Below are 15,763 nucleotides of genomic sequence, written 5' to 3' on the forward strand. Positions count from 1 at the left end.
AAGTCACCGTGCCGCCGACAGGAACGGCCACACCGCCCGGCTGCCCGCCGTGGACACCCGCGGCCACACCGTGGCCGGTCACGCGGCTCCCCGCGCCCTCGGAAAGTCACCGTGCCGCCGACAGGAACGGCCACACCGCCCGGCTGCCCGCCGTGGACACCCGCGGCCACACCGTGGCCGGTCACGCGGCTCCCCGCGTCCCTTCCGGGCGCTGCGCGCACCGCCGCCTCAAGCGTCCCCGCGCCCGAACAGCGGTGCCAGCAGGAGCTGGGCCGCGCCCTCGGCCACCAGGCGCTCGCCGCCCGGGGCGAGCGCCACCGGTGTGGGGCCGGCCGCCCCCTGGCGCCGGGCGCGGGCCGCCAGCACCTCGGTGACGCCCCGGACGTAGACCTCCGGCGCCCCGGCGACCGTGCGTCCCCCGAGCAGGACGCCGTCGATGTCCAGCAGGCCGACCAGGTTCCCGGCCGCCACACCGAGGACCCGGGCCGCCTCCGCGATCTCCCCGCGCGCCGCCGCGCCGAGGCACAGCACCTCCACGCAGCCGCGGTTCCCGCACTCGCACCGCGGCCCGTCCAGCCGGATCACCTGGTGGCCGAACTCCCCCGCCCCGGTCCGCGCCCCGCGGTGCACGCTGCCGTCGATCACCAGCCCGGCCCCGAGCCCCGTACCGAGGTGCAGGTACGCGAACGAGCGGCCCGCCACCTCCTGCGCGCCCCCGACCGCCAGCCCGAGCGCCGCCGCGTTGGTGTCCTTGTCCACCACCACCGGCATCCGCAGCCGCTCCGCGAGCGCGTCCCGCAGCGGGAAGCCGTCCCACCCCGGGAACCCGGTGACCCGGTGCAGCACCCCGCGGACATGGTCCAGCGGGCCGGGCAGCGCCACCCCCACCCCGACCGGCGATCCGGCGCCGCCGGCGTCGGGGTCCTCGCCGAGGCGTTCCCCGGCCACCGCGCGGACCGCCGCGCACACCGCGCCGAGCACGGCCCCGGCCCCCGCCCCGAGGTCCAGTTCGCCGCGCCGCTCCGCCACCACGGCCCCGTCCAGGTCGACGAGCACCGCGCGCAGTTCGTCGCGGTCCAGGTGCACCCCGACGGCGTGCCCCGCCTCCGGCACCAGCCGCAGCACCGTGCGCGGCTTGCCCCCGGTCGACGCCCGCCGCCCGGCCTCCGCCGCGAACCCCTCCGCCCGCAGCCGCGCGGTGATCTTGCTGACGGCCTGCGGGGTCAGCCCGGTGCGCTCGGCCAGCTCCAGCCGGCTGACGCCTTCGGCCCCGGCGTCCCGCAGCAGCCCCAGCACCAACGCCGCGTTGTGGCTGCGCACCACGCCCAGATTGGCCCCCACCGGCCCACCACTGCTCTTCACGCCCCCCATTCTCCCCACCGCTTGCACTTTCGCAACAGCGTTGCCAAAGTGGAGGGCATGACTGCTACCCCCCTCCGCGTCGGCCTGATCGGCTACGGCCTCGCCGGCTCGGTCTTCCACGCCCCGCTGATCGCCGCGACCGAGGGCCTCGCCCTGGACACCGTGGTCACCTCCCACCCGGAGCGGCAGCAGCAGGCCCGCGCCGAGTTCCCGGACGTCACGTTCGCCGCCACCGCCGACGAGCTGTTCCAGCGGGCGGACGAGCTGGACCTCGTGGTGATCGCCTCCCCGAACAAGACGCACGTGCCGCTGGCCACCGCCGCCCTCGACGCCGGTCTGCCGGTCGTCGTGGACAAGCCGGTCGCCGGCACCGCGGCCGAGGCCCGCTCGCTGGCCGCCCGCGCCGAGGAGCGCGGTCTGCTGCTGTCGGTCTTCCAGAACCGCCGCTGGGACAACGACTTCCTGACCCTGCGCGGGCTGCTGGCGGACGGCGCGCTCGGCGACGCCTGGCGCTTCGAGTCCCGCTTCGAGCGCTGGCGTCCGCGGCCCAAGGGCGGCTGGCGCGAGTCCGGCGACCCGGCAGAGATCGGAGGTCTGCTCTACGACCTCGGCAGCCACGTCGTCGACCAGGCCCTGGTCCTCTTCGGCCCGGCCGCCGAGGTCTACGCCGAGACGGACATCCGCCGCCCCGGCGCCGAGACCGACGACGACACGTTCATCGCGCTCACCCACGCGAGCGGCGTCCGCTCCCACCTCTACGTCTCCGCGACGACCGCCCAGCTCGGCCCCCGCTTCCGGGTGCTCGGCTCGCGCGCGGGCTACGTCAAGTACGGCCTGGACCCGCAGGAGGCGGCGCTGCGCGAGGGCGGCCGGCCCGGCACCACCGGCGACTGGGGCGCCGAGGACGAGTCGCTGTGGGGCCGGATCGGCTCCGGGGAGTCCCCGCTGACCGGCGGCGGCACCCCCGTACCGACCCTGCCGGGCGACTACCCGGCCTACTACGCGGCCGTCGCCGCCGCCCTGCGCGGCGCCGGCCCCAACCCGGTGACCGCCCTGGAGGCGGCCGCCGCGCTCGACGTGCTGGAGGCGGCCCGCCGGTCCGCCCGCGAGAAGGTGACGGTGACCCTCTGATGCCCGAGAACACCCCGACCGTCGAGGAGCTGGAGGCGCAGCAGCGGCGCCTGGTCCTGAAGCGGTTCACCCACGAGGACGCCTGGGCCCTCGGCTGCCTCCTGGTCGACATGGCCCGCGAGCGCCGGGCGCCGGTCGCCATCGACATCCACCGCGCCGGCCAGCAGCTCTTCCACGCCGCCCTGCCGGGCTCCGCCCCGGACAACGACGCCTGGATCACCCGCAAGCGCCGGGTGGTGGAGCGCTACGGCGCCCCGTCCTACCTGGTCGGCGCCCGCTTCCGCGCCAAGGGCACGACCTTCGAGGCGTCCTCCCGCCTCGACCCGGACGCCTACGCGGCACACGGCGGCTCCTTCCCGCTGACGGTGGAGGGCGTCGGCGTGATCGGCGCGGTGACCGTCTCCGGTCTGCCCCAGCTGGAGGACCACCGGCTGGTGGTGGAGGCGCTGGAGCGGTTCCTCGGCCGTTCGGCCGACTGAGGGAACGGCGGGAATCAACCCGGGGTGCCCTCCGGTTGGCACGGGCGAAGGCCCCACGATCATGGCCACAGTCCACCACCGGAGGGATCGCATCCGATGACCACCGCACTGAAGGAGAGCGTCGGCCGGTACGGCGTCTGGAGCATCGAACTGCGCTCCGAGGACCCGGACCGGCGCGGCGAGCTGGACGAGGCCGCGGCCGAGCTGGAGGAACTCGGGTACGGCGCGATCTGGCTGGGCGGCAACAGCTCCGAGGACCACGCGGCCCCGCTCGTCGGCGCCACCCGGGGCATCGTCGTGGGCACCAGCATCCTGAACATCTGGCAGCGGGACGCCGCCACCACGGCGGCCGGCTTCGCCGAGCTGGAGGCGGCCCACCCCGGCCGGTTCGCGCTGGGCCTCGGGGTGAGCCACGGCCCGCTGGTGAAGGACTACCGCCGCCCGTACGGGGCGATGGTCGAGTACCTGGACGAGCTGGACCGGGCGGGCGTGCCCGCGGAACGCCGGGTGCTGGCCGCGCTGGGCCCCCGGATGCTGGAGCTGTCCCGCGACCGCGCGGCCGGCGCGATCCCGTACCTGACCACGCCCGAACACACCGCGCAGGCTCGGGAGATCCTGGGCGCGCGGCCGCTGCTGGCCCCGGAGCTGAAGGTGGTCCTGGAGTCCGACCCGGCCCGCGCCCGCGAGACGGCCCGCGCCTACCTCGCCAACTACCTGCGCCTGCCCAACTACACGAACAACTTCCTGCGGCTGGGCTTCACGGAGGCGGACGTCGCCGAGGGCGGCAGCGACCGGCTCGTCGACGCGGTCTTCGCCTGGGGCGAGGAGGACCGGATCCGCGCGCGCGTGAACGCCTTCCACGAGGCGGGCGCGGACCACGTGGCCCTCCAGGTGGTGACGGCGGACACCGGCGACGTCCTCCCGAGGAAGGAGTGGCGCCGGCTGGCCGCGCTGCTGGGGTAGCCGGTCCGGCCCGAGGGCGCGGGGAACCGCGCGACCGGCCCGGACCCCCGCGCGGGTGACGGACGCCGTCGTGGTTCCCGGCGCCCCCGGCGCGGCGCCTACGCGTCCTTCAGCTCCTGCCGCTGCCGGCCGAGCCCGGTGATCTCCAGCTCCACCACGTCCCCGGCGCGCAGGTACGGCTTCGGCTCGGGCGCTCCCATCGCCACCCCGGCCGGCGTGCCGGTGTTGACGACGTCGCCGGGGTACAGGGTCATGAACCGGCTGAGGTAGCGCACCACCTCGCCCACGGGGAAGATCTGCTCGGCCGTCGTGCCGTCCTGCTTCAGCTCGCCGTTCACCCACAGCCGCAGCGACAGGTCCTGCGGGTCGGTGATCTCGTCGGCCGTCACCAGCCACGGGCCCAGCGGGTTGAACGTCTCGCAGTTCTTGCCCTTGTCCCAGGTCCCGCCCCGCTCGATCTGGAACTCCCGCTCGGAGACGTCGTGCGCCACCGCGTACCCGGCGACGTGCGCGAGCCCCTCCTCGGCCGAGTCCAGGTAGCGGGCCGTACGGCCGATGACGACCGCCAGCTCGACCTCCCAGTCGGTCTTCACCGAGCCGCGCGGCACCAGCACCGTGTCGTCCGGCCCGACCACCGTGTCCGGCGCCTTGAGGAAGACGACCGGCTCGGAGGGCGGCGCGGCGCCCGTCTCGCGGGCGTGGTCGTGGTAGTTGAGGCCGATGCACACGACCTTCCCGATGCGGCCGAGCGGGGGACCGATCCGCAGTCCGGCCGGGTCCAGCGCGGGCAGCCCGCCGGACTCGGCCGCCGCCCGGATCCGGCCGAGCGCGTCCTCGTCGGCGAGGAGCGCGCCGTCGATGTCGTCCACGAGGCCCGACAGGTCCCGGAGGGTCCCCTCGGCGTCGAGCAGTGCGGGGCGCTCGGCCCCGGCCGTACCGACTCGCAGCAGCTTCACGGTCACCATCTCCCTCGATCGCGGGCGCCCGCCGATGTGTGCAGCCATCGGAGGACTGGCCGATCCTCCAATTCCCCCGTCCAGTCCGCAAGACCCTGTTCAGGTACTGGACCGTAACGGGACGCCCGCTACCGCTCAGCGGTACAGCAGCGACTGCTCCGCCGCGCTCCACGCCGTGCTGGTGACGACGTACAGCGCGGCGGCCAGCGGGACGACCGCGACCGTGACGAGGGTGAAGAAGGACAGGAGCGGGGCCACCCGGGTGACCGCGGCGAGTCCGGGCACCTGCTCGCCGCCGGCCGCCGGGGCCGGCTGTCCGGCCGCCGTGCGGCGGGCGCGCCGGTAGTTGACGGTGGCGACGGCCGCGACGAGGGCGAACAGGCCGAGGTAGACGACTCCGGCCGGGCCGAACACCCCGCCGTCGGCGAGCGCGTCGGCCCAGCGGCCGCCGAGCGGCGCCGCGAACAGCCGGTGGCCGAGCAGGGAGTTGGCCTCGCCGCCGATCGTGCCGCTGGAGAAGAGGTGGAAGAGGAGGAAGAAGGCGGGCAGCTGGAGCAGTCCGGGCAGGCAGCCGGAGAGCGGGGAGACCTTCTCCCGTTCGTGCAGTTCCCGCACCGCCCGCTGGAGCCGCTCGGGGTCGCGGGCGTGCCGGGCGCGCAGCGCGTCGATCCTCGGCTGGAGCGCGGCGCGGGCGCGCCGGCCGCGGGCGGCGGCCCGGGACAGCGGGTGGACGAGGAGTCGTACCAGCGCGGTGAACAGGATGATCGCGGCGGCTGTCGCGGAGGCGTGGAAGAGCGGGGTCAGCAGGTCGGCGAGGTGCTCGACCAGACGGGCGAAGACGGACATGGATGAGCCCTCCGGGGGTCTCGTCGTGCCGGAAACGGCCGGGAATCGGGGGTGATTCGGCGGGAATCGGCGAAACGAGCCGCGCGGGGTGACGCGTCGGCGGACGCGCGGACCTACGGGCACGCGGACGCACGGGCATGCGGACGCACGGACATTCGGACGTACGAGCATGCGGACGTACGAGCATGCGGACGTACGAGCATGCGGACGTACGAGCATGCGGACGTACGAGCATGCGGACGTACGAGCATGCGGACGTTGACGTACGGATCTCGCGCGTGCGGATGCGCGGAGGTGCCCTACGCGGCGGTCGTCGCCGGGCCGGCGTGTCCGGGGGCCCTGGGCCGCCGCCTGCCGGGCGCGTCGGGGTCGCGCTGGGGCAGGAAGGCCGTGCGGCGGGCCCGGTCGCGGATCGCCGTGCGCACCCGGGTCGGGGGCACGGCGGGCACGCGCCGCGCGGCCAGCAGGGCGCGGACGGCGAGTGCCGCGGCGACGGTGGCGGTCGCGGCGAGGGCGACGGCGGTGGTGAGGGCGCCGCTGCCGGGGAGGGCGGTCTGGAGCAGCAGCAACTGCGCCAGGAACAGCAGGAAGGCGACGGGACGCGGGACGACGACGGCACGGCCGCGCATCACGACTCCCCCTTCCCTCCTGCGTACTGCCGTCAGTGTGCCACGGGCGCCGGTTCGGTCTCCAGGGGCTCCAGCAGCCGCTTCGGCCGCGCCAGCGCCCTGCTGACCGGGTCCCGGGGGGCGGTGTCCAGCTCGGGCCCCGGCACCATGACGACGTCGGCGACCGGCACGGCGGTTCCGCAGTCGGCGCACGTTCCGTACGGCCCGATGTCACCGCCGCAGTCCGCGTGCCGGAAGGACCTGAGCCGGCCGGCGTCGGCGTGCTCGCGGCCCCACTGGCTCAGGGCGCGCAGCGCGGGCCACAGGGCGGTGCCGCGCCCGGTGACGACGTACTCGTCGCGCGGCGGGTTCTCCTGGTACCGGCGCTTTTCGAGGATGCCCTGCTCGGTGAGGGTCCGCAGCCGGTCCGAGAGGACGGCGCGCGGGATGCCGAGGTGGACGAGGAAGTCGTTGTAGCGCCGGACGCCGTAGATCGCGTCGCGGACGACGAGCAGCGTCCAGCGCTCGCCGACGATCTCCAGCGCGCGGGCGATCGAGCACTCCTGCGTCGCGTAGTCCTTGCCCAGTGCCATGCCGTCCACTGTAACCGCGTTCGGCGAATCGGTTCAGTGACCGAACCGGCAGTGCTACGGTGACGGCGACCAGGTTGATTCATTGACCGAACCGAGGCGCACGGGCTCCACCGGACCGGATCGGACGGACCGCGGGGCCCCGGAAGGACACGACAGGCCATGCCCCGGCCCGATTCCGCCACCCCGACCGCCGTCCCCGGCACCACCCCCGGTGACGCCCCCGCCCGCCCCCGTGCCACCCTCGCCCTGACCAGCGCCGCGACCGCCGTGGCCCTCATGGCGTACACGGCCCCGATGGTCACGCTGCCGGACACCGCGCGCGACCTGGGCACCCCGCTCACCGCCCAGGCCTGGCTGCTCAACGGCACCCCGCTCGGCCTCGCCGCCCTGCTGCTGGTGGCCGGCAGCCTCGCCGACGACCACGGCCGCCGCCGGATCTTCCTCGCCGGCACCCTGGGTCTCGGCCTGACCACCGCCCTCGGCGCGCTCGCCACGTCGACCTGGCAGTTCACCCTCGCCCGCATCGCCCAGGGAGCGGCCAGCGCGGCCCTGCTGGCCAGCGCGCTCGGCCTGATCGTGCACGCCTTCCCGAGCCCCCGCGGCCGGCTGCACGCCACCGGGGTGTGGGGCGCGTTCGTCAGCGGCGGCATAGCCCTCGGCCCGCTGCTCGCGGGCGCCCTGCCCGACTGGCGGCTCGCCTACGGCCTGCTGGGCGCCGCCGCCCTCGTCGTGGCCGCGTTCGGCACCCGGGCCCTGGCCGAGTCCCGCGCCCCGCGCGGCGGCCGGCCGGACGTGCTCGGCGCGCTCACCTTCGGCGTGGCACTCGCCGCCCTGGTCGCGGCCCTCACCCTGGGCCGGGACGGCTGGCTGCGCGCCCCGGTCGGCCTGCTGCTCGCGGTGGCCGTGCTGCTCGTCGCCGCCTTCGTCGCGGTGGAGCGCCGGGCCGCCACCCCGATGATCGACCTCGGGCTGCTGCGCCGGCCCCGCTTCCTGGCCTCCTCCGCGGGCGGCCTGTTCACCGGCCTCGCCGTGATCGGCATGTTCAGCTACCTGCCGGCGCTGCTCCAGCAGGCGCTGGGGCTCTCGCCCCTGGCCACCGCCTGGATGTTCCTGCTCTGGGCCGGACTGAGCTTCGCCGTCGCCCTCCAGGTCCGGCACCTGGCCGGCCGGCTCGCCCCGCGCACCCAGCTCGCCCTGGGCTTCGCCCTGCACGCGGTCGCCGTGCTGACGATGCTCGGTGCCGTGGGCGCCGGTTCCTGGCCCCGGCTGCTGCCCGGCCTGATCGTCGGCGGGGTCGGCAGCGGGCTGCTCAACGGGGCGCTGCCGCTGCTCGCCGTGGAGTCGGTGCCGCGCGAGCGCGCCGCGATGGGCTCCGGCGCCCAGCAGACCTTCCGCTACATCGGTTCCTGCGCGGGCGTGGCCCTCACCATCGCCCTCGCCACCTCGGCCGGCGACCTGGCCCGGGGCGCGGACATCGCCCTGCTGGTGTCGGCGGGGCTGGCGGTGGCGGGCGCGGCGGGCGTGCTGGCGCTGCGCGAGACCGCGTGACACCGCCGAGGGCGCGCACCCGGCGCCCGCGCTGACCGGGTGCGCCCGGGCCACCGGCCGGTGGCGGGTGGCGGGTGGCGGTCCGGGGTGTGCGGGGTGTGCGGGGTGCCGAGTCCCGGTGACCGTCACCCAGGTGCCGGCCGTCGGCACCGGCCCGCCGCGGATCCGCACCTCGACCGGCCGGGCGCTCGCCGAGCACGTCCCGTCTGCCGCATGCCGGCTCCGCCCGAAGCCGTCCGCACCGAAGGGATCCGGGCAGGCACCGGACGGCCGCACGGGCGGGGCGGCCCCCCTCCTCAGGGCCCTCCGCACCTCACTTTTGTCACGTCCCGGCAGTACGGTGTCCCCCATGCGCCCCGACACGCCTGCCGAGAATGTCGACCACACCGCCGAAGCCGCACGCCTGGAGCGGACCGCCGGCCTCTACCCGGAGGACGCCGAGACCCTCCTCCTGCGGGCGGCGGCCCACCTGGAGCTGTCCGGCGACCGCCCCGCGGCCACCACGCTCTACGACCGCCTGCTGTCCTCCGCCGCGGACCTGGCCCACCCCGCCCTGGTGCGCGCCCTGAAGGCGTCGAACCTGTGGGAGTACGGCCACGAGGCCGAGGCGAGGGCGATCATCGAGGGCATCCGCACGGCGGCCCCCCGGGACCCGGCGCCGTGGGTGATCGCGGCGGAGGCCCTGGAGTCGCACGACGAGCTGGAGGCGGCGGCGGAGACGTTCACGGAGGGAGTCCGCCTGCTGGTCCCCGGCCCGGCGGAGGAGCCCCTCCCCTCCACCCACCCCCTCCTCTACGGCCGCCACCGCGTCCGCCGCATGCTGGGCCTGCCGCACGACGACTGGGACGAGCTGGCGGACACCCTGCACACGGCCCCGGTGTCCCTGGACGAACTCCACGACCCGAAACGGGTGTGGTCGCTGGGCTCGGACAACCCGGCGGAGCTGGCGGCGGAGATCTCCCGCCTGCGCGCGGAACTGGGCGCCTACCGGCAGGCCCTGTCCCGCCCCTTCCCGGTGGCGGTCCTGCACTGGCCGGCCCCGGAACTGGAGGAACTCCTCACGACGTACCCGACCCTGTCCACGGAGTACCCGTCCCACACCGAACATCTGAGGACCATAGAGTCCTCCCTCCGGGAACTCGCCTCCTCCGGCACGGCCAACCTCGGCATCGTGACGGGCACGGTCCCGTCCTACGAGGCCTTCGCCGCCTCGGAAGCCACGCCCCCGACCGACCCCACCCTGCTCCCCCAGTACGCGACGACCCTGGCGGCCCGGGGCCGAGCGGTGGCCTGGCCTCCGGGGAAGGAGGCGGGGTGCTGGTGCGGGGCGGGGGCGGGGTATGGGGAGTGTCACGGGGCCTAGGCCGGGAAGAGGAGCGTGACCGCCGATTCGGCGGCGTCGCTTCCGGCCGGAACGAGAGAACGACCACCGTGGACACCACCCCTGGAACCCGCGCCCGGATGAGCCGGCAGAAGAGCCGGAACACGGAAGTCGAGATGGCCCTGCGGCGTGCCCTGCATGCGGCGGGGCTGAGATACCGGGTGCACCGCAAGCCGTTGAAGGGCGTGCGTCGGGAAGCCGATGTCGTCTTCGGCCCGGCGAAGGTCGCCGTGTTCGTCGACGGCTGCTTCTGGCACGGCTGTCCACAGCACGCGACTTGGCCCAAGACCAACGCCGACTTCTGGCGCACCAAGATCGAGGGCAATCGCCGACGGGACATGGACACCGACGAGCGGCTGGCATCGGCCGGTTGGCTGGCCGTTCGGGTCTGGGAGCACGAGGACCCGGTCGAGGCCGCGGCACGCGTGGGCGCATTCGTCAGGGCTCGCCGAACGAGGACCGACCGCACCTGACGGGCGGTCACGCCGTCGCGGGCCGTCGAAACCGAGGTGATGCCCGAGGGGCGCTACGCCCGCATACACATCCCGGCCCACTGCAGACGGGCCCCCTCCCTCAGCGCTTGGACGCAGATCACGCTCAGGCAATCGATACGGCAACTAGGAAGAGGGACCTCGACGCGTCCGCCCAAGTCCCTCCACATCTCAGCCCAGCCAAGTGCTTACGACCTCAGCCCTCGATACGGTTGGCCGGCCGGCGGCCCTTGTTCCAGGCATCCAGGACGAGGCGGTAACACACGCTGATCCGAGACCCTGTTCCGCTGTTATTGAAGCCACCATTGGACGAAGCACTCAAAACCTGCGAACGCCACTTGGCCGCAGTAGCGGTGCGCTCGAGTCTCTTCGCAAGCTCCGAGTCGTTGACAAGGTCGCCATGGCGGCCAAGGAACATTCCGATGCCTCCCAGGAGCATGCCGTCCCAGGACTCAGCACTGCGTCCCCATGCCTCTTCAGCGATCGTGAGAGTGCGATCGAGCACATCCGCCCCGTACCGATCCGTGATCTGCAAGACACCGGACACAGCTCCGACACTGTTGGTCGAGGAGGAGCCAAGGCCGAGCTTGTGAGCCTTCAGGACGCGGTCGGTGTCGACGAACAGAGGCACGCCACCGGTGAGACCGACGTGATACTCGTCGATCGGGCGAGGCTTGTGGGACTCCCGGTTCTTGATCAGGAAGAGGATGGCCTCCTGCTCCTGAGTGAGTCCGTAGTGAATATCCGCCCGGATAGTCTCCAGCCCGGCCAGTTCGGAGGCCCGCTTGCGATGTTGACCGTCAACGATGTACCGAGATCCGTCTTCGCGCTCCGAGACGATGATGGTTCCGATCGCCTCACGGACAAGGTTGTTCGCGATCGACTGAGCACGACGCTCATTCAGCGTGCGCTGCGCCTGCGGGTCGATACGGAGCTCGGTCAGCTTCACCTCGACGCCGTGATCAACCGCATGCTTGGGCAGGTCATACGTGTACTTGGGCATAATGACTCCTGACGCCCCGTCAAGGGATGTTGGCTGGTGCCGGATTGGGGGATGGGCGTCAGCAGCCAAGTAAACCATTTGATCTCATCCGCAGCACCACGGATCTCACCTCCGTTCGCTCGGTGCGCACCTGCACAAGCCCACTTCCCCTGGGTGCGATGAGCCTTCGCTTGCGCCGAGGGTGGCTGTCCGATGCCTGATCCCTCTTCGCGGCAGCAGGCCTGGCCGGCGGGCTTGTTACTCGGCTGTCAGGAGGGGTGGCTTGACGGCGGCTCGCGGTGAGGTAAAGGCCGGGTTTGAGGCTGTGCGTGAGATGTTCATATGGAACTTGCCGAGCGTGAGGTTGTGGGATGCGGCCCCTGATCCGGGCATCGGTTGTCCGTGAGGGCGGGACAACGTGCACCGGATACCTTTGGTAACGAAGGGGGCAATCGAAGCTGCGGTACGTTTTCCGGCTCGGCACGGTTTGCTGAAACCGGGTGCTCCGTGGCCGACTACCGGCCCGAGTTCGCCGCGCGTGTGAGGGCCTTCATCTCCAGCCGCGGTTGTCCCGTCAGACTGGTGTGGACGCACCGCATCCGCCAGTACCATCGGCCGAGGCACTGGCCTGGCGTCCGACGGCCGCCAGGCTGGCCGCTCAGCATCCGGTCCGGGCGGCCCAGAGACGACCACGATCGCCACGGGACTCCGCGAAAAAGGTCGCGGCCCGGGCGGTGCGCACGTGCTGGGAAGCAGGTGGGCGGGCGGGACCAAGTGATGGTCACTCGGCTGGTGCGGTCGTTGGTCGGTGGGGTGGGGCGGTCTCTGGCTCCGTAGGGAGGCGGCGGGCGCCGCGTGAGGGCGGCGCCCGGGGCCTTTGTGGGTCCTACGCCGTCGCCGCCAGTTCCGCCCGGCCGAACAGCAGGGCGTACCCCGGCGGCAGCTGGGTCAGGATCCGGGTGGTCAGGGTTTCGCCCACGTGGGTGGAGAGGACGCTCAGGACCGAGCTGACGTGCCAGCGGGCCGTGGCCGGGGTCGCGCCCTCGATGCGGGTGGCCACGGAGTCGACGAACTCGCGGGCCGTCACGGGGTGGGTCGCCGGGATCTGAGAGGCGATGACGCGGCCCGCCTCCTGGGGGAGCGCCTGCGCGAGGGCCACGCGTTCGTCGCCGGTGACGTGGCCGCCCAGGGCCGACAGGACGATGCGGGTGATGCGTTCCGCCTCCGCCCCCGTCGGGTACTGGCCCGCCTCACGCACCGCCTCGGTCAGCTCCGGCCAGCCGGTGTCCTCGGCCGCGTCCCGGGTGCGGGGGCGTACCGACGAGGTCGGGGCGGGGATGGTGGTTCTGGGCTGCGGGGTCGTCACGGTCATCGTGGTGGCTCCTCCTCCGGGACACTGCGGGGCACCGCAAACCCGGTACCCCGTAACGCGTCGGGCATGAGCGGGAGTTCGGCCAAAGTGCGGCCGGTGGTGCTGCCCGAGTGTGTGGGTGGCTGGATGTGGGAGTGGTTCGTGAGGGCTGAGTGGGCTGGGTGGGCTGAGTGAGCTGGGTGGGCCGAGTGCCATGTGCGGGTGCCATGTGCGGGTGCGGGTGCCGGGTTCGGACGGGGCTCCTGTCATCGGGCGCGTCCCGGGGCCCCCGGGCCCCGGGCTTCGGGGCCTCCGGGCTCCGGGGCCTCCGGGCTCCGGGGACGCGTCCTCGCTCCGGCCGGCGGTCGGGCGGGCGGGCGGTGCCGCCGATGACCGTCGGCCGGCCCGCGGTGCGTTCGATCCGGTCGGCGGCCGGCCCACGGTGCGTTCGGCCCCGTCGGCGGCCGGGCCCTGTGCGTCCGGTCGCGGCCGCGGTCGGGGCCGGTCGGGTCAGCCGCTGATCTGCCTGCGGCCCGTGCCGCCGCCGGTGATCTGGATGCGGCGGGGCTTGGCCTGCTCGGCCACCGGGATGCGCAGGGTCAGGACACCTGCGTCGTACGAGGCGTCGATGCGGTCCGTGTCGAGCGTGTCCCCCAGGAACAGCTGGCGCGTGAACGTGCCCGTCGGCCGCTCGGCGACCAGGATCTCCGCGTCCTTCGGAGCGGGGCCGCGTCGTTCGGCGCGGACGTTGAGGACGTTGCGCTCGACGTCCAGTTCGATCGTCTCGGGGTCGATGCCCGGCAGGTCGAAGTGGACCAGGAACTCGTCCCCGGACCGGTAGGCGTCCATCGGCATCGCGGCCGGGCCCACGGCGTTCGTGCCGAGTACCTGCTGCGCGAGCCGGTCGAGTTCGCGGAAGGGGTCCGTGCGCATGAGCATCACAGGTCACTCCTCTCTTCAGGCGCTGCGTGCGATGCCCTTCGACTTCTTATATAACTCCCGGCTGGAAACTTGACAAGCCTCGACTCAGGTTCGTTTCCCGCTCCGACCTGCGCGTTAACCTCGGGGCAGGCACGACGGATCAACGAGGGTTTACCAGGAGGCACTCATGGCCAGGGTTCCCAGCGCGCTTGTCGCCGCCACCGGGCTCGTCGGCGGCTACGGCGTCGCCCGTTGGACCAAGAAGCGGCAGCTGGGCGGGGCCGTGCTGGCCGTCGCCGGGGCCGCCGCCGCGCAGCAGTGGCGCGCGCGGGCCGGCGGGAAGGCCGCGGGTGCGCTGACCGCCGCCTACGTCGCCGCCTTCGCCGGCTCCCACCCGCTGGCCAAGAAGGTCGGCGCCTGGCCGTCCGTCCTCGGTGTCGCCGGCGCCGTCGCCGCCGCCTCCTGGGCCGTCGCCGACCGCAGGGCCTGACGGCCCGCGGCCGCGGCAACGGCCACAACGGCCACAACGGCCACAACGGCCACAACGGCTGCTACGAAGCCCTCTCCCCCGCGCGGAACGCCTTCCGGTACGCCTGCGGGCTCGTCCCCGCCACCCTCCGGAAGCGTTCCCGGAAGGCCGTGGGTGAGCCGAATCCCGTCTGGGCCGCGATGCGCTCCACGGGGTGGTCCGTCGTCTCCAGCAGGTACTGGGCCCGCCGCACCCGCGCCCGGTGCAGCCACTGCAGCGGTGTCGTCCCGGTCTGGTCGCGGAAGCGGCGGTTGAGGGTGCGGGTGCTCATGCCGGCCTTCGCCGCGATCTCCTCCAGCGCCAGATCGCGGTCGCAGTGGTCCTCCAGCCAGTGCAGCAGCGGCTCCAGGGTCGCGCCGGCCGGTGCCGGGGGCAGGTCGTGGACGATGAACTGGGCCTGCCCGCCCTCCCGTTCCAGCGGCATCACCGACATCCGGGCCGCGTGCGCGGCGACCGCGGAGCCGAAGTCCCTGCGGATCATGTGCAGGCACAGGTCCAGGGCCGCCGCCGCGCCCGCCGACGTCAGGAACTGGCCGTTGTCGACGTAGAGCACGTTCGGGTCGACGGTCACCTCCGGGTACCGCGCCGCCAGGTCGCCGGCCGCGGCCCAGTGGGTCGTCGCGCGCCACCCGTCCAGCAGGCCCGTCGCCGCGAAGAGGAACGCGCCCACGCACACCGAGGCGATCCGGGTGCCGTTCGCCGCCGCCGCGCGCAGCGCCTCCGCGACCCCGGGCGGCAGCGTCCGCGGCGGGTCCGCGACCCCCGGCAGCATGATCGTGTCGGCCTCCGCGAGCGCCTCCAGGCCGTACGGCGCCCGGACCGTGAAGGCGCCCGACGCGACCTCCTCGCGCACCGAGCACACCCGCACCCGGTACGGCTCCCGGCCGTCGGGCAGCCGGGCCCAGCCGAAGGTGTCGATGGGGGCGGAAAGGTCGAACGGGATGACGCCGTCCAGCGCCAGTACGGCCACGGTGTGCATGGCAGGAAGCTAGTCGGTCAACGGGTTCCCGCCAAGGCCGTTCCAGGAGGGAATTCGTGGGCGAGCCGCCTCTCCTCGCGCCTGGCGGGAATCCGTCGGGAGGTGGCAATCGTGCCGCTTCTCCGTGATCACGCCGCGCCCTAGCGTCGGCGCGTGACCAAGTTCCTCCTCGCCGTGCACGTCATCGCCGCGATCCTCGCCGTCGGTCCCGTCGCCGTCGCCGCCAGCATGTTCCCGCCCGCCGCCCGCAGGGCCCTGGCCGCCGCCGGCCCCGGTGCCGCCGCCGGCACCGGCCCCGGCGGGGGCGGCGGCACCGGGACCCTGGAGCTGCTGCACCGGATATGCCGGGTCTACGCCGTCGTCGGCGTCGTCGTTCCCGTCTTCGGCTTCGCCACCGCGAGCCGCATGGGGGTGCTCGGCGACGCCTGGCTGATCGTGTCCATCGCGCTGACCGCCCTCGCAGCCCTCGTCCTGGCCGCGGTGGTCCTCCCGGCCCAGACCGCGCTCCTCGAAGCCGGCGGCGACGGCGACGGTGCCCGCACCGCCGCCCGCCTCGCCATGGCCACCGGCGTCTTCAACCTGCTGTGGGCCGCCGTCACCGTCCTGATGATCGTCCGCCCGGGCTCCACCACCGGCGCCTGAC

Annotated in this window: 17 protein-coding genes; 8 read left to right on the forward strand and 9 right to left on the reverse strand. The window is 74.0% G+C overall.

Going from position 1 to position 15,763, the window contains the following annotated elements:
* Positions 1-228: 228 nt before the first annotated feature.
* The gene (locus ACZ63H_RS09275) at positions 229-1,371 is read right to left on the reverse strand and encodes an ROK family transcriptional regulator (RefSeq protein WP_469863192.1); all 1,143 of its coding nucleotides are present in this window, start codon (positions 1,369-1,371) and stop codon (positions 229-231) included.
* A 48-nt stretch (positions 1,372-1,419) separates the two neighbouring features.
* Here ACZ63H_RS09275 and ACZ63H_RS09280 point away from each other — a divergent pair, with 48 nt between their 5' ends.
* The 3 genes from ACZ63H_RS09280 (at position 1,420) to ACZ63H_RS09290 (ending at position 3,935) form a co-directional block, all read left to right on the forward strand.
* Positions 1,420-2,493, forward strand: coding sequence for a Gfo/Idh/MocA family protein (locus ACZ63H_RS09280; RefSeq protein ID WP_469863193.1), 1,074 nt, complete (start codon positions 1,420-1,422; stop codon positions 2,491-2,493).
* Positions 2,493-2,972 carry a heme-degrading domain-containing protein gene (locus tag ACZ63H_RS09285; RefSeq protein WP_469863194.1) on the forward strand — a complete coding sequence of 160 codons (480 nt, stop codon included), beginning with the start codon at positions 2,493-2,495 and terminating at the stop codon, positions 2,970-2,972. The genes ACZ63H_RS09280 and ACZ63H_RS09285 overlap by 1 nt, the downstream gene beginning before the upstream one ends.
* Before the next feature lie 96 nt (positions 2,973-3,068).
* Entirely contained in the window at positions 3,069-3,935 is an 867-nt protein-coding gene (locus ACZ63H_RS09290; protein ID WP_469863195.1) for an LLM class F420-dependent oxidoreductase, read from the forward strand.
* A gap of 98 nt (positions 3,936-4,033) precedes the next feature.
* Here the strand turns inward: ACZ63H_RS09290 and ACZ63H_RS09295 are convergent, their stop codons facing one another.
* From ACZ63H_RS09295 to ACZ63H_RS09310, 4 genes are all read right to left on the reverse strand, one after another.
* Positions 4,034-4,891, reverse strand: coding sequence for a fumarylacetoacetate hydrolase family protein (locus ACZ63H_RS09295; RefSeq protein ID WP_469863196.1), 858 nt, complete (start codon positions 4,889-4,891; stop codon positions 4,034-4,036).
* 135 nt (positions 4,892-5,026) lie between these two features.
* Positions 5,027-5,737 carry a YidC/Oxa1 family membrane protein insertase gene (locus ACZ63H_RS09300; RefSeq protein ID WP_469863197.1) on the reverse strand — a complete coding sequence of 237 codons (711 nt, stop codon included), beginning with the start codon at positions 5,735-5,737 and terminating at the stop codon, positions 5,027-5,029.
* A 299-nt stretch (positions 5,738-6,036) separates the two neighbouring features.
* Positions 6,037-6,366, reverse strand: a complete 330-nt coding sequence (locus tag ACZ63H_RS09305) for a DUF6412 domain-containing protein (RefSeq protein ID WP_469863198.1) — start codon at positions 6,364-6,366, stop codon at positions 6,037-6,039.
* A 32-nt stretch (positions 6,367-6,398) separates the two neighbouring features.
* Positions 6,399-6,947: a winged helix-turn-helix transcriptional regulator gene (locus ACZ63H_RS09310; RefSeq protein ID WP_469863199.1), complete on the reverse strand. Its 549-nt coding sequence runs from the start codon at positions 6,945-6,947 to the stop codon at positions 6,399-6,401.
* Between the two features lie 150 nt (positions 6,948-7,097).
* Between ACZ63H_RS09310 and ACZ63H_RS09315 the strand changes: the two genes are divergently transcribed.
* The 3 genes from ACZ63H_RS09315 to ACZ63H_RS09325 all read left to right on the forward strand — a co-directional run bounded on the left by ACZ63H_RS09315 (position 7,098) and on the right by ACZ63H_RS09325 (position 10,340).
* Complete coding sequence (locus ACZ63H_RS09315) at positions 7,098-8,486, forward strand: MFS transporter (RefSeq protein ID WP_469863200.1); 1,389 nt, start codon at positions 7,098-7,100, stop codon at positions 8,484-8,486.
* A gap of 349 nt (positions 8,487-8,835) precedes the next feature.
* Positions 8,836-9,849 (forward strand): tetratricopeptide repeat protein, encoded by a 1,014-nt coding sequence (locus ACZ63H_RS09320; RefSeq protein WP_469863201.1) that lies wholly within the window; start codon positions 8,836-8,838, stop codon positions 9,847-9,849.
* A 68-nt stretch (positions 9,850-9,917) separates the two neighbouring features.
* Positions 9,918-10,340 carry a very short patch repair endonuclease gene (locus tag ACZ63H_RS09325; RefSeq protein ID WP_469863202.1) on the forward strand — a complete coding sequence of 141 codons (423 nt, stop codon included), beginning with the start codon at positions 9,918-9,920 and terminating at the stop codon, positions 10,338-10,340.
* Between the two features lie 214 nt (positions 10,341-10,554).
* On the opposite strand, the gene ACZ63H_RS09330 is transcribed toward ACZ63H_RS09325, so the two are convergent.
* The 3 genes from ACZ63H_RS09330 to ACZ63H_RS09340 all read right to left on the reverse strand — a co-directional run bounded on the left by ACZ63H_RS09330 (position 10,555) and on the right by ACZ63H_RS09340 (position 13,630).
* Complete coding sequence (locus tag ACZ63H_RS09330; RefSeq protein ID WP_469863203.1) at positions 10,555-11,361, reverse strand: DUF6551 family protein; 807 nt, start codon at positions 11,359-11,361, stop codon at positions 10,555-10,557.
* 865 nt (positions 11,362-12,226) lie between these two features.
* Positions 12,227-12,712, reverse strand: a complete 486-nt coding sequence (locus ACZ63H_RS09335) for a DUF2267 domain-containing protein (protein WP_469863204.1) — start codon at positions 12,710-12,712, stop codon at positions 12,227-12,229.
* Positions 12,713-13,201: 489 nt separating this feature from the next.
* Entirely contained in the window at positions 13,202-13,630 is a 429-nt protein-coding gene (locus ACZ63H_RS09340) for an Hsp20/alpha crystallin family protein (RefSeq protein WP_469863205.1), read from the reverse strand.
* 169 nt (positions 13,631-13,799) lie between these two features.
* On the opposite strand from ACZ63H_RS09340, the gene ACZ63H_RS09345 reads away from it, so the two are divergent.
* Positions 13,800-14,102 (forward strand): hypothetical protein, encoded by a 303-nt coding sequence (locus ACZ63H_RS09345; RefSeq protein ID WP_469863206.1) that lies wholly within the window; start codon positions 13,800-13,802, stop codon positions 14,100-14,102.
* Positions 14,103-14,163: 61 nt separating this feature from the next.
* Here the strand turns inward: ACZ63H_RS09345 and ACZ63H_RS09350 are convergent, their stop codons facing one another.
* On the reverse strand, positions 14,164-15,120 hold the full coding sequence (locus ACZ63H_RS09350; RefSeq protein ID WP_469863207.1) for a GlxA family transcriptional regulator: 957 nt from the start codon (positions 15,118-15,120) through the stop codon (positions 14,164-14,166).
* 153 nt (positions 15,121-15,273) lie between these two features.
* On the opposite strand from ACZ63H_RS09350, the gene ACZ63H_RS09355 reads away from it, so the two are divergent.
* A complete protein-coding gene (locus tag ACZ63H_RS09355; protein ID WP_469863208.1) occupies positions 15,274-15,762 on the forward strand; it encodes a hypothetical protein in 489 nt (162 codons plus the stop codon).
* Position 15,763: the final 1 nt, after the last annotated feature.

The sequence above is a fragment of the Streptomyces sp. NPDC104831 genome (assembly GCF_055583025.1).